This is a genomic window from Streptomyces olivaceus, assembly GCF_000721235.1.
Taxonomy (GTDB): domain Bacteria; phylum Actinomycetota; class Actinomycetes; order Streptomycetales; family Streptomycetaceae; genus Streptomyces; species Streptomyces olivaceus.
Window position 1 is genome coordinate 496,376 of the sequence record NZ_JOFH01000001.1, and the last position, 12,546, is coordinate 508,921.

The window sequence follows — 12,546 nt, forward strand, 5'->3', positions numbered from 1 at the left end:
TGCCGAGCCGCCGCCCTCCCACGGCCCGGCACGACGGGACGACTCCCCCGACGCCCTGCCGTCGGCCGGCGGGACCCTCATGCGGCCGTCACCGCCGCACGCCGCCGCCGGCACCCCAGCCTCCGACGGGCCGCTCCCCGCCTGCCGGCTTCCCGCCCGGTCGCCGTCGCGCCGCCCCGTGGGACGGTGGGATGCCTCCGGTGCGTCCGGTGCCGAGGCCGCCGGGGGCCTTGCCGGGCCCAGACCCGCGCCGTTTCGAAGTGCTCCCGTCAGCGGGCCCTCGGCCCGCGCCCGCTCCGGCTCCGGGGCGCCGGTCCGCGGCTCCGTTCGCGGCCCTCCGCCCCGCGGTCCTTCCGCCCCGGTGCGCGTCGCGGCGCCGCCCGGCTGCAGGCCGTCCCCGCGCAGTTCCTCCGTGCCCAGCTCCTCCGGCAGGTGGAAGCGGGCCAGGATCGCCGCCGTACCGGCCGGTACCCGGCCCGGAGTGGCCAGGGAGACCAGCACCATGGTCAGGAAGCCCAGCGGCACCGACCACAGGGCGGGCCAGGCCAGCAGTGCGTGCAGGGCCCCGCCGCCGCCCGGGAAGCCTCCCATCGTGGCCGCGACGGCGAGCAGCGCCGACCCGCCGCCCACCAGCATCCCGGCCGCCGCGCCGGGCGGCGTCAGCCGCCGCCACCAGATGCCGAGGACGAGCAGCGGGCAGAAGGAGGAGGCCGACACGGCGAAGGCCAGACCGACGGCGTCGGCCACCGGCAGCCCGCCGACCAGCGCGCTCGCGGCCAGCGGTACCGCCATGGCGAGCAGGGTGCCGAGCCGGAAGTGCGGCACCGCGCGGGACGGCAGCACATCCTGGGTGAGCACGCCGGCGACGGCCATGGTCAGCCCCGACGCGGTGGACAGGAACGCGGCGAAGGCGCCGCCCGCGACCAGCGCGCCGAGCAGGTCGCCGCCCACTCCCCCGATCACCCGGTCGGGCAGCAGCAGGACGGCGGCGTCGGCGTCGCCGGTGAGGGTCAGTTCGGGGGCGTAGAGGCGGCCGAGGGCGCCGTAGACGGGCGGCAGCAGGTAGAAGGCGCCGATCAGGCCGAGGACGGCGACGGTGGTGCGGCGCGCGGCGACGCCGGTCGGGCTGGTGTAGAAGCGCACCACGACGTGCGGCAGGCCCATCGTGCCCAGAAAGGTGGCGAGGATCAGGCCGTACGTCGCGTACAGCGGGCGCTCGGTGCGGCTTTCGGCGCGGGAGGGCGACAGGGCGTCGTCGGCGCCTCGTCCGGCGGCCGGGACGGGCGTGTCCGCGGCGAAGGTGAGGCGGGTGCCGGCCTCGATGCGATGGGTGCCCGCGGGCAGGATCAGCCGGGTGCCGTCGCGGGCCCGCCCGTCCACGGTGCCCTCGGCGGTGACGGTCAGCGGTTCCGCCAGCTTGAGGGTGAGGGTGTCGTCGACGCGGACCGAGCGCTGCTCGCGGAAGGCGGCGGGTTCCTCGAAGGCGCGGCCGGGGGCGCCGTCGCCCTGCCAGGCCAGCACCAGGAAGAGGGCGGGGACGAGCAGGGCGGTGAGTTTGAGCCAGTACTGGAAGGCCTGGACGAAGGTGATGCTGCGCATGCCGCCCGCGGCGACGATGGCGGTGACCACGACGGCGACGATCACCCCGCCCAGCCAGTCGGGCGCCCCGCTCAGCACGGTCAGGGTGAGGCCGGCGCCCTGCAGCTGGGGCAGCAGGTAGAGCCAGCCGACGCCGACGACGAAGGCCCCGGCCAGCCGCCGTACGCCCTGGGAGGCGAGCCGGGCCTCGGCGAAGTCGGGCAGCGTGTAGGCGCCCGAGCGGCGCAGCGGGGCGGCGACGAAGAGGAGCAGGACGAGGTAGCCGGCGGTGTAGCCGACCGGGTACCAGAGCATGTCGGGACCCTGGACGAGGACCAGTCCGGCGATGCCGAGGAAGGACGCGGCGGAGAGGTACTCGCCGCTGATGGCGGCGGCGTTCAGGCGGGGGCCGACGGTGCGGGAGGCGACGTAGAAGTCGGAGGTGGTGCGGGAGATGCGCAGGCCGAAGGCGCCGACGAGGACGGTGGCCACGACGACGAGGGCGACGGCGGGTATGGCGTAGCTGGAGTTCACGGCCGGGTCATCGGTCCTCGACGAGGCGCACGAAGTCGCGTTCGTTGCGCTCGGCGCGGCGCACGTACCAGCGGGCCAGGAGGACCAGCGGCGCGTACAGACCGAAGCCGAGGACGGCCCATTCCAGGCGGCGGGCGTCGGGCATCGCCGCGAACAGCAGCGGCAGCGGCCCGACGAGGAGGCCGAGGACCGCGAGCGCGGTGAGACCGGCACGCAGCTGGCTGCGCATCAGGGAGCGGACGTAGGTGTGGCCGAGGGTGGTCTGCTCGTCGATCTCGGTGCGGGGCCGGTAGTAGCCGGAGGCCCGGCGGGTGCGTCTGGGCGGGCCGGTGACGGTGACGCGGCGCTCGGCGGGGTCCTGGGGCACGGCTCACGGCCTCCGCATGAGCAGGTCCCGCAGCTCGCGGGAGTGGCGCCGGCTGACCTGGAGCTCCTCGGTGCCGACCAGGACGCTGACGGTGCCCGCGTCCAGGCGGAGCTCGCCGATGTGGCGCAGGGCGACGAGGTGGCGGCGGTGGATGCGGACGAAGCCGCGGGCGCGCCAGCGTTCCTCCAGGGTGGACAGGGGGATGCGGACGAGGTGGCTGCCCTTCTCGGTGTGGAGGCGGGCGTAGTCGCCCTGTGCCTCGACGTGGGTGATGTCGTCGACGGGGACGAAGCGGGTGACGCCGCCGAGTTCCACGGGGATCTGGTCGGGGTCGGGTTCGTGCACGGGGACGCGCGGGGCGGGTACGGCGGTGGTGCCGCGCTGTTCGGCGGCCCGGCGCACCGCTTCGGCGAGCCGTTCCCTGCGCACCGGTTTGAGGACGTAGTCGACGGCCTTGAGGTCGAATGCCTGGACGGCGAAGTCCTCGTGCGCGGTGACGAACACGACCAGCGGCGGCCGGGCGAACCCGGTCAGCAGCCGGGCGAGGTCCAGTCCGTCGAGGCCGGGCATCTGGATGTCGAGGAAGACGACGTCGATGGCGTCCGGACCGTCGGGGCCCGACTCCAGGGCCCGGTTGATGCGGCGGAGCGCCTCGGTCGCGTCGCTCGCGCCCTCCGCCGTGCCGATGCGGGGATCGGCGTTGAGCAGGTACACGAGCTCCTCGAGCGTGGGGCGTTCGTCGTCGACAGCCAGGGCGCGCAGCATGAAGGTGGAGTGTAGGGGCGATCCGTACGCCTGCACACGCCCCCGACGTGGACGTATCCGCTGGATACAGTGCCGTCATGAACAGCAGGCCCAGTCCGTTCGACGAACTCGACCGGAAGATCGTCACCGCTCTGATGGCGAACGCCAGGACGTCCTTCGCCGAGATCGGCGCGGAGATCGGCCTGTCCGCGACGGCGGTCAAGCGCCGGGTGGACCGGCTGCGCGAGACCGGTGTGATCACCGGGTTCACGGCGACGGTGCGGCCCTCCGCGCTGGGCTGGCGCACGGAGGCGTACGTGGAGGTGTACTGCGAGGGCGCCGCGCCGCCGAGGCGGCTGGCGGAGGTGGTGCGGGGCTATCCGGAGATCACCGCGGCGATGACGGTGACCGGCGGGGCGGACGCGCTGCTGCACGTGCGGGCGCGGGACGTGGAGCACTTCGAGGAGGTGCTGGAGCGGATCCGTGCGGAGCCGTTCATCCGGAAGACGATCAGTGTGATGGTGCTGTCCCACCTGCTCGCGGACGGTTCAGGGGCGGAGGCCGGCCTGCTCGCCCCGGAAGGCGCAGCAGACGTGCGCTGACCGGACGAAGGACGCAGCATTCTTGCGGGAACACGCAGCCTTTGTCGCTTGTCGGGCTCGGCCGTCACTTCTTACCGTGGTGTCAACACCCTGTCACACACCGTGAAAAGCGGAGGTACCCCTCTGTGCCCGAGTCCCGTGTGCCGCGCCGGCGGCGATTCCTGGTCTGCGAACCCAGACACTTCGCCGTGCAGTACGCGATCAACCCGTGGATGAGCACCGGCCGACCGGTCGACGTCGTCCGCGCCCTCGACCAGTGGCAGGCGCTGGTCGACACCTACCGTGCCCACGGCCACACCGTGGACACCGTCGAGCCGGTCCCCGGCCTGCCCGACATGGTCTTCGCCGCCAACTGCGCGGTCGTGGTGGAGGGCCGGGTCCTCGGCTCCGTCTTCCACGCGCCCGAGCGGCGTCCCGAGTCCGTGCCCTTCGAGACGTGGTTCAAGACGGAGGGCTTCGACGTCCACCGTCCCGAGTCGGTCTGCGAGGGCGAGGGCGACCTGGTCCCGGCGGGTCGCTGGGTCCTGGCGGGTTCCGGGTTCCGCACGACGCCCGAGGCGCACCGCGAGGCGCAGGAGTTCTTCGGAGTGCCGGTGGTCTCGCTGACGCTGGTGGACCCGTACTTCTACCACCTGGACACGGCGCTGTTCGTGCTCGACGACGGCAGCGGCGACGACGGCGGCAAGGGGGGCGCGGGCAACATCGCCTACTACCCCGGCGCCTTCTCCCCCGGCAGCCGCGAGGTGCTGGAGCGGCTGTACCCGGACGCGGTCCTGGCCACCCGCGAGGACGCGATGGCGTTCGGGCTGAACTCCGTCTGCGACGGACGGCACGTGTTCCTCGCGCCCGGGGCCCGGCAGCTGGCCGGCCGGCTCGCCGGTCTCGGCTACGAGCCCGTTCCCGTCGACCTGTCCGAGTTCCACAAGGCCGGTGGCGGCATCAAGTGCTGCACCCAGGAGATCAGGGAGACCCGCTCATGACCGCCCCCGCCCGTGCCCGCGGCTCGCAGGAGCTGATCCGCGCGGAGGAGCCCGTCCTCGCGCACAACTACCACCCGCTGCCCGTCGTCGTGGCCCGCGCGGAGGGCGCCTGGGTCGAGGACGTCGAGGGCCGCCGCTACCTCGACATGCTGGCCGGGTACTCGGCGCTCAACTTCGGCCACCGCCACCCGGCGCTGGTCGACGCCGCCCACCGGCAGCTGGACCGGCTGACGCTCACCTCGCGCGCCTTCCACCACGACCGGCTCGCGGGGTTCGCCGAGCGGCTGGCCGCGCTGACCGGCACGGACATGGTGCTGCCGATGAACACCGGCGCGGAGGCGGTGGAGAGCGGCATCAAGGTGGCCCGCAAGTGGGCCTACGACGTGAAGGGCGTCCCCGCCGACCGCGCGACGATCGTGGTCGCGGCGGACAATTTCCACGGCCGTACGACGACGATCGTCGGCTTCTCCACCGACGAGACGGCCCGCGCGGGCTTCGGGCCCTTCACGCCGGGCTTCCGGGTCGTGCCGTACAACGACCTGGCGGCGCTGGAGGAGGCGGTCGACGAGACGACGGCGGCCGTGCTGATCGAGCCGATCCAGGGCGAAGCGGGCGTGCTGATCCCGGACGACGGCTATCTGGCGGGGGTGCGGGAGCTGACCCGCCGGGCCGGATGCCTGTTCGTCGCGGACGAGATCCAGTCCGGGCTCGGGCGCACCGGGCACACCCTGGCCGTCGAGCACGAGTCGGTCGTGCCCGACGTGGTGCTGCTCGGCAAGGCGCTGGGCGGCGGCATCGTGCCGGTGTCGGCGGTGGTCGGCAGCCGGGAGGTGCTGGGCGTGCTCCGTCCGGGCGAGCACGGTTCGACCTTCGGCGGCAACCCGCTGGCCGCCGCGGTCGGCACGGCGGTCGTGGAGCTGCTGGAGACCGGCGAGTTCCAGCGCCGGGCGGCAGAGCTGGGTGGGGTGCTGCGCGAGGGCCTGGCCGCCCTGGTCGGCAGGGGCGTCGTCGGCTTCCGGGCGCGGGGGCTGTGGGCGGGCGTCGACGTGGATCCCGCACTGGGCAGCGGCCGCGAGATCAGCGAGCGGCTGATGCGCGAGGGCGTCCTCGTCAAGGACACCCACGGCTCGACGATCCGGCTGGCCCCGCCGCTGACCGTCACCGGGGAGGAGCTGCGGGGCGCGCTCGGGACGCTGGAGAAGGTCCTGACCTCCTGAGCCGCCCGCCGGAGACGCACCCCGAAGACCGGGACACGCCCGCCGGAGACCGGGAGACGCGCCCCGAAGACCAGGAGCCACCCGCCGGAGACCGGGAGACGCGCCCCGGAGGCCGGGAGAAGGCCTCGGCCTCCCGGCCCGCCCGCCCCGGGGCCGGGAGAGGGGGCGGGCCTCCCTCCCCGCCCGTCGCACGTCACCGAGCGGCTCGGCCCTCGTCGAGCCGCTCGACGTGCGTGACGTTGTCCCGGTCCTCGGCGTCCTCGCTGGGCCCGGCCGCGAACCAGGCGTCGAGGATCTCCCGCAGCAGCGGTGCCGACGTCAGCCGCAGGCTGAGCGCGAGCACGTTGGCGTCGTTCCAGCGGCGGGCGCCGTCCGCGGTGTACGCGTCGGCGCACAGGGCCGCGCGGACGCCGGGGACCTTGTTGGCGGCGATGGACGCGCCGGTGCCGGTCCAGCAGCACACCACGGCCTGGTCGGCCCGCCCCTCGGCGACCTCGCGCGCGGCCCGCTCGGAGCACGCCGCCCACCGCGGGTCGGCGCCGGGGCTCAGCGCGCCGTGGACGCGCACCTCGTGACCGCGTCCGCGCAGCTCGTCGGCGACGAGCCGGGCCACGGGTTCGTCCATGTCTGAGGAGACGGCGATACGCATGCGCGAAGCCTACTCAGCTTCCCGCCCGCCGGGCCGGTCACCTCATCGGCTCAACCACATGACTGAAGTCACGACCATACCGAGCATGATCGGGGGAACGGGTACGAGCTGAAGAGACGTACTACCGAGCAGCGCTCCGCCCCCGGAGCGGCTGCGCGTGGAAAGGGAGGCCGCCACGTCCCCCACCGAGAACGGCCAAGAGACCGACGCCGCGGCGGTGCGCCGCCACCCCGCCCTGTTCCGGGCGATCAAACGTCGGCGGAATCCCCGGCTGCGCCGGTCGGACATCACCGTCACGGACGAGGCCGCGGTCAAGCGAGCCGTCAAGGCGGCCTCTCTCGGCAATGCCATGGAGTGGTTCGACTTCGGCATCTACGCCTATCTCGCGGGCACCATCGGCCGTGTGTTCTTCCCCTCGGGGAGTGACACCGCCCAGTTGCTGTCCTCGTTCGCCACGTTCGCCGTGGCGTTCCTGGTGCGGCCGATCGGCGGCATGGTCTTCGGCCCGATGGGTGACAAGATCGGCCGCAAGAAGGTGCTGGCGCTGACCATGATCCTGATGGCGATCGGCACCGCCGCCATCGGGCTCATCCCGAGCTACGACTCGATCGGCTTCTGGTCGCCGCTGCTGCTGATCCTGTTCCGTCTGCTGCAGGGCTTCTCCACGGGCGGCGAGTACGGCGGCGCGTCGACCTTCATCGCCGAGTACGCGCCCGACAAGCGGCGCGGTTTCTTCGGCAGCTTCCTGGAGCTGGGCACGCTGGCCGGGTACACCGGTGCGGCGAGCCTCGTCACCGCGCTCACCGCGGCGCTGGGCAGCGACACGATGGACGCGTGGGCCTGGCGCATCCCGTTCCTCGTCGCGGCGCCGCTCGGCATCGTGGGTATCTATCTGCGGCTGAAGCTGGACGACACCCCCGCCTTCCTGAAGCTGGAGGACTCCAACGTCCACGTCTCGGAGGCGGCGAACGCGGTGGAGACCACCGCGCGGGGCGACCTGGCCAAGATCTTCCGCACCCACTGGCGGTCGCTGGTGCTGTGCATCGCGCTGGTGGGCGCGTACAACATCACCGACTACATGCTGCTGTCGTACATGCCGACGTATCTGTCGGACGAGCTGGACTACAGCGAGAGCCACGGCCTGATGATCCTGGTGGCCACGATGGTGCTGCTGATGCTGATCATCAACCAGGTCGGCCGGCTCTCCGACCACTTCGGCCGCAAGCCCGTCCTGATGACCGGCATGATCGCGTTCTTCGTCCTGTCCGCCCCGGCCTTCCTGCTGGTGCAGGAGGGCAGTCTGCTCGCCGTCTCGGGCGGCATGCTGATGCTGGGCCTGTCCCTGGTCTGCCTGCTCGGCACGATGTCGGCGGCGCTCCCGGCGATGTTCCCCACCAACGTCCGCTACGGATCCCTGTCGGTCGGCTACAACCTGTCGGCGTCGATCTTCGGCGGCACCACACCGCTGGTCATCACGGCGCTGATCAGCCTGACCGACTCCGACATGATGCCCGCCTACTACGCGATGGCCGCCGCGCTGGTCGGTGTCGTGGCCGTGGCCTGCATGAAGGAGACGGCCCAGAAGCCGCTGGCCGGTTCCCCGCCGTCGGTGCAGACCGACGAGGAGGCGGCGGAGATCGTCGAGGCCCAGGCGCCGACTCCGAAGTTCTGAGGCACGGGCGGCCGGCGGGCCGGGCGGTCCGGGTTCCGGACCACCCGGCCCGCACCTACACTGGCACCCCGGCAGACGCCGGTTGACCAGTGAGAACACGGCGAACGAGCCGTCCCGCCGGGGTGAGGAGCGTCGCCTTGTTCTACTACGTCCTCAAATACGTGCTGCTGGGCCCGCTCCTGCGGGTGGCCTTCCGCCCCCGGATCGAGGGCCTGGACCACGTGCCGGCGTCCGGGGCGGCCATCGTCGCGGGCAACCACCTGTCCTTCGCGGACCACTTCCTGATGCCCGCGGTGCTCCGGCGCCGCATCACCTTCCTCGCCAAGGCGGAGTACTTCACCGGCCCGGGCCTCAAGGGGCGGCTGACCGCGTTCTTCTTCCGCAGCGCCGGGCAGATCCCCGTGGACCGCTCCGGCAAGGAGGCCGGGCAGGCGGCGATCCGCGAGGGCCTCGGAGTGCTGGCCCGGGACGAGTTGCTCGGCATCTATCCGGAGGGCACCCGCTCGCACGACGGCAGGCTGTACAAGGGCAAGGTCGGTGTCGCGGTGATGGCGCTGCGGGCCGGCGTGCCCGTCGTGCCCTGCGCGATGATCGGCACCTTCGAGGCGCAGCCGCCGGGCCGCAAGATCCCGAAGCTGCACCCCGTGGTGATCCGCTTCGGCGAGCCCCTGGACTTCTCCCGCTACGCGGGCATGGAGGGCGAGAAGGCGGTCCTGCGCGCGGTCACCGACGAGATCCTCTACGCGATCCTGTCGCTGTCCGGGCAGGAGTACGTCGACCGGTACGCGGCGGACGTGAAGGCCGAGGAGGCCGCGAAGGCGGACCGGGGCCGCCGCTTCCCCCGGCTGCCGCACCGGTAGCCGGCGCTACCGGAACGCGTCCTCTGCCGTCGGCAGAACACCGTGGCCCCGCGTCCGGGGGACGCCTACGGTCGCCGTATGACACGCGCTGTGGTGATCGGGGCGACGGGGCAGATCGGGCGGGCGGCCGTGGGGGCGCTGGCCCGGGACGGCTGGGAGGTGACGGCGCTCTCGCGGGGCGGCGACCGGGACGCGGGGTGGCCCGGGGACGTGCGGGTGGTGCGGGCCGACCGGGAGGACGACGCGGCACTGTCGGCGGCGGTCGGCGAGGGGTGCGACGTCCTGGTGGACACCGTGGCCTTCGGCGCGGGGCACGCACGGCAGCTGGTGTCGCTGGCCGGACGGGTCGGCTCGGCGGTCGTGATCTCCACTCTGGCCGTCTACGAGGACGACCGGGGCCGCAGCTTCGACACGCAGACCGAGCCCGACGGCTTCCCGCACTACCCGGTGCCGCTGACGGAGGCACAGCGCACCGTCCGGCCCGGTGACACCTCGTACAGTGCCGGGAAGGTGGCGCTGGAGCAGGAACTCCTCGCCGCGGGCGACCGGTTGCCGGCGACGCTGCTGCGCGCGGGCGCGGTGCACGGTCCGTACGGCCGTACCCCGCGCGAGCTGTACTTCGTCAAGCGCAACCTCGACGGCAGGCGCCGGCGGGTCCTCGCGTACGGCGGTGCGAGCCGCTTCCACCCGGCGGGCGTGCACAACATCGCCGAGCTGGTCCGGCTGGCCGCGGCGCGGCCGGGTTCCCGCGTCCTGAACGCGGTGGACCCGGACGCGCCGACGGTGGCCGGGATCGCGGCGGCGATCGACGCCGTGATGGGTGCGGAGACCGAGGACGTCCTGGTGGACGGTCCGCCGCCCACCGGGCCGGTGGGCGACACGCCGTGGTCCGTACCCGCGCCCGTCGTGAGCGACATGAGTGCGGCGGAACATCAGTTGGGCTACCGCCCGGTGGCCCGGTACGCGGAGAACCTGGCGGAGACCGTCGCCTTCATCGAGGAGCGGCTCGCCGGCCGCGACTGGCGGGAGGCCTACCCGGAGATGTTCCGGGCGTACGGCGACCTCTTCGACTACGCGGCGGAGGACGCCTGGTTCGCCGCCCGGCGGGGCTGAGGCGGGCGGAGGGTGCGGCCGTCCGCCCCCTCCGCTCCGGGCGGGGTTACGGCGTGGGCGTGGCGTGCGGGGCGCAGGTCACGTCCTCGGCGTCCAGCTTCCCGGTGAGGAGGTAGCCGTCCACCCGGTCGTTGACACAGGAGTTGACCAGTCCGGTGACCCCGTGCGAACCGGCGTCCCGCTCGGTGATCAGGCGGGAGCCCTTGAACCGCTGGTGCAGTTCGACGGCGCCCGCGTACGGAGTGGCGGCGTCCCGCTCGGACTGGACGATCAGGACGGGCGGAAGTCCCTTGCCCGTCTTCACGTTCAGCGGCGTCTGCTGCTTGGCCGGCCAGGTGGCACAGGGCAGGTTCATCCAGGCGTTGGCCCAGGTCATGAACGGGTGGTCGCGGTGGAGGCGGGTGTTGTCCCGGTCCCAGGTGCGCCAATTCGCGGGCCACTTGGCGTCGGTGCACTCGACGGCCGTGTAGACGGCGTTGCCGTTCTCCGCGGAGGCGTTGCCCGCCGTGTCGGACAGGTCGGGGGCTGCGGCGTCGACGAGGGCCCGGGTGTCGCCGGCGACGTACTTGCTGAAGATCTCGGCGGTCGGCGCCCAGGCGGAGTCGTAGTACGGGGCGCTCTGGAAGAAGGAGATCAGCTCGGCCGGTCCGACGACACCGCCCAGCGGCTCCTTCGCGGCGGCGGCGCGCAGCTTCAGCCACTGGTCCTGCACCTCGGCGCGGGTGTCGCCGAGGTGGTAGGCCGCGTCGTGCTCGGCGACCCAGTCCTGCCAGTCCTTCCAGCGGCCCTCGAAGGCTACGTCCTGGTCCAGGTTGGCCTGGTACCAGATCTTGTCGCGGGAGGGGTTGACGACGCTGTCGACGACCATGCGGCGCACGTGGCCCGGGAAGAGGGTGCCGTAGACGGCGCCGAGGTAGGTGCCGTAGGAGACGCCGAGGTAGTTGAGCTTCTTCTCGCCCAGGGCGGCGCGGATGACGTCGAGGTCGCGCGCCGTGTTCGGCGTGGTCATGTGCGGGAGCATCTCTCCGCTGCGCTCGGAGCAGCCCTCGGCGTACTCCCGGGCCAGCTTCCGCTGGGCGCGCTTGTCGGCCTCGGAGCCGGGCACGGGGTCGGCCTTGGGCGCCTTGACGAACTCCTGCGGGTCGGCGCAGGAGATGGGCGCGGAGTGTCCGACGCCGCGGGGGTCGAAGCCGACGAAGTCGTAGGCCTTGGCGGTCTTGGCCCACACGGCGTTCTCGCCGGTGACGCGGGCCGGGAAGCGCAGCCCGGAGCCGCCGGGTCCGCCGGGGTTGTAGACGAGGGCGCCCTGGCGCTCGCTCCGGGTGCCGGTGCTGCCGACGCGGTCGACGGCGAGCTCGATCTGCTTGCCGTACGGCTTGGCGTAGTCGAGCGGCACCTTCACGTAGCCGCACTGGATGGGCTTCGGCAGGTCCCAGTCGGCGGCGCAGTCCTGCCAGTCGACGCCGGCCCTGGCCGCGCGGGCGGCGGCGACGGCGGCGCCGCGGGCCTCACGGTCCGAGCCGTGCGCGGAGGGGTGGCCTCCGGCCGGGGCGGCGTTCGCGGCGGGTGCCGTGACGGCGCCGGCTATCAGCGTGGCGGTGACCAGTGCGCCGGCCGAGCCGAACGCCGTGGCCCTCCGCCGCAGTCCGTTCTTGCTCAACGTGCCCTCCCCGTACGTGTTCGCGACAAGTACGGGGATCCTCGCGGCTGTGGGATTCCTGAGAACAGGGCTAGTACTACTTCTTTGCCAATCCGATAAACGGAGAGTGGCGTTCGATCGGCGGAATCACGGTGAGGCCCCGGCCGGGCGGAGTCCGTCAGGACGCGTTCGGGCCCCGGTGTTCCGCGGTGATGCCGAAGCGGTGGCGCTCACGCGGCGCCGCGGCGCCGGTGTCGTGCACCGCGGCGACCGAGGTGATGATCTGCCCGTCCGCGTGCTGCCCCTCCACGTGCTCTTGGCCGTCCGCGTGCTCGTGGCCGTCCGCGTGCTCCTGGGCCTCCTCCAGCCGCTCCAGGTCGGCCGCGGAGACGAGGGCGACGAGAGGCTTGCCGTGCCGCGTCACGACGACACGCTCACCGCCGTACACCACCCGGTTGATCAGGTCGGCGAGCTCAGCCCTGGCTTGCGTCACCGGAATCTCGTAGGCCATGCCCCCAGCTTACGGTTTCGGCCGAAACCACTCCCGAGTAACGTACGTCCTGTACATTTTTTACGGAGACCACGGAGTCA

11 protein-coding genes and 1 pseudogene are annotated in these 12,546 nt (G+C 72.9%); 6 read left to right on the forward strand and 6 right to left on the reverse strand.

The features are described from left to right. Positions 1–408: 408 nt before the first annotated feature. The 3 genes and pseudogenes from IG94_RS0102650 to IG94_RS0102660 form a co-directional block, all read right to left on the reverse strand. A pseudogene (locus IG94_RS0102650) lies at positions 409–2,112 on the reverse strand (sodium/solute symporter); the annotation flags it as partial. Between the two features lie 7 nt (positions 2,113–2,119). Continuing rightward, on the reverse strand, positions 2,120–2,479 hold the full coding sequence (locus IG94_RS0102655) for a hypothetical protein (RefSeq protein WP_031030316.1): 360 nt from the start codon (positions 2,477–2,479) through the stop codon (positions 2,120–2,122). A 3-nt stretch (positions 2,480–2,482) separates the two neighbouring features. Beyond that, positions 2,483–3,244: a LytR/AlgR family response regulator transcription factor gene (locus IG94_RS0102660; protein ID WP_031030318.1), complete on the reverse strand. Its 762-nt coding sequence runs from the start codon at positions 3,242–3,244 to the stop codon at positions 2,483–2,485. A 77-nt stretch (positions 3,245–3,321) separates the two neighbouring features. Here IG94_RS0102660 and IG94_RS0102665 point away from each other — a divergent pair, with 77 nt between their 5' ends. The 3 genes from IG94_RS0102665 (at position 3,322) to rocD (ending at position 6,022) form a co-directional block, all read left to right on the forward strand. Further along, positions 3,322–3,825 (forward strand): Lrp/AsnC family transcriptional regulator, encoded by a 504-nt coding sequence (locus IG94_RS0102665; RefSeq protein ID WP_031030319.1) that lies wholly within the window; start codon positions 3,322–3,324, stop codon positions 3,823–3,825. A 125-nt stretch (positions 3,826–3,950) separates the two neighbouring features. Further along, entirely contained in the window at positions 3,951–4,805 is an 855-nt protein-coding gene (gene ddaH / locus IG94_RS0102670; protein WP_031030320.1) for a dimethylargininase, read from the forward strand. Continuing rightward, positions 4,802–6,022 (forward strand): ornithine--oxo-acid transaminase, encoded by a 1,221-nt coding sequence (gene rocD / locus IG94_RS0102675; protein WP_031030321.1) that lies wholly within the window; start codon positions 4,802–4,804, stop codon positions 6,020–6,022. The genes ddaH and rocD overlap by 4 nt, the downstream gene beginning before the upstream one ends. Positions 6,023–6,215: 193 nt before the next feature. On the opposite strand, the gene IG94_RS0102680 is transcribed toward rocD, so the two are convergent. Then, on the reverse strand, positions 6,216–6,671 hold the full coding sequence (locus IG94_RS0102680; RefSeq protein ID WP_031030323.1) for an RpiB/LacA/LacB family sugar-phosphate isomerase: 456 nt from the start codon (positions 6,669–6,671) through the stop codon (positions 6,216–6,218). 157 nt (positions 6,672–6,828) lie between these two features. Here IG94_RS0102680 and proP point away from each other — a divergent pair, with 157 nt between their 5' ends. The 3 genes from proP to IG94_RS0102695 all read left to right on the forward strand — a co-directional run bounded on the left by proP (position 6,829) and on the right by IG94_RS0102695 (position 10,316). Further along, on the forward strand, positions 6,829–8,343 hold the full coding sequence (proP, locus tag IG94_RS0102685; RefSeq protein ID WP_031030326.1) for a glycine betaine/L-proline transporter ProP: 1,515 nt from the start codon (positions 6,829–6,831) through the stop codon (positions 8,341–8,343). A 137-nt stretch (positions 8,344–8,480) separates the two neighbouring features. After that, complete coding sequence (locus IG94_RS0102690; protein ID WP_031030330.1) at positions 8,481–9,203, forward strand: lysophospholipid acyltransferase family protein; 723 nt, start codon at positions 8,481–8,483, stop codon at positions 9,201–9,203. Positions 9,204–9,281: 78 nt separating this feature from the next. Further along, positions 9,282–10,316: an NAD-dependent epimerase/dehydratase family protein gene (locus tag IG94_RS0102695; protein ID WP_107060393.1), complete on the forward strand. Its 1,035-nt coding sequence runs from the start codon at positions 9,282–9,284 to the stop codon at positions 10,314–10,316. Between the two features lie 46 nt (positions 10,317–10,362). On the opposite strand, the gene IG94_RS0102700 is transcribed toward IG94_RS0102695, so the two are convergent. Both IG94_RS0102700 and IG94_RS0102705 read right to left on the reverse strand, forming a co-directional pair. Further along, on the reverse strand, positions 10,363–11,976 hold the full coding sequence (locus IG94_RS0102700) for an alpha/beta hydrolase (protein ID WP_031030335.1): 1,614 nt from the start codon (positions 11,974–11,976) through the stop codon (positions 10,363–10,365). 157 nt (positions 11,977–12,133) lie between these two features. Next, the gene (locus IG94_RS0102705; protein WP_031030338.1) at positions 12,134–12,466 is read right to left on the reverse strand and encodes a type II toxin-antitoxin system Phd/YefM family antitoxin; all 333 of its coding nucleotides are present in this window, start codon (positions 12,464–12,466) and stop codon (positions 12,134–12,136) included. Positions 12,467–12,546: the final 80 nt, after the last annotated feature.

Coding starts and splice junctions, on each gene's coding strand:
- IG94_RS0102660 (WP_031030318.1), bottom strand. CDS start 3,244: ATGCTGCGCGCCCTGGCTGTCGACGACGAACGCCCCACGCTCGAGGAG.
- IG94_RS0102695 (WP_107060393.1), top strand. CDS start 9,282: ATGACACGCGCTGTGGTGATCGGGGCGACGGGGCAGATCGGGCGGGCG.
- IG94_RS0102665 (WP_031030319.1), top strand. CDS start 3,322: ATGAACAGCAGGCCCAGTCCGTTCGACGAACTCGACCGGAAGATCGTC.
- rocD (WP_031030321.1), top strand. CDS start 4,802: ATGACCGCCCCCGCCCGTGCCCGCGGCTCGCAGGAGCTGATCCGCGCG.
- IG94_RS0102680 (WP_031030323.1), bottom strand. CDS start 6,671: ATGCGTATCGCCGTCTCCTCAGACATGGACGAACCCGTGGCCCGGCTC.
- IG94_RS0102705 (WP_031030338.1), bottom strand. CDS start 12,466: ATGGCCTACGAGATTCCGGTGACGCAAGCCAGGGCTGAGCTCGCCGAC.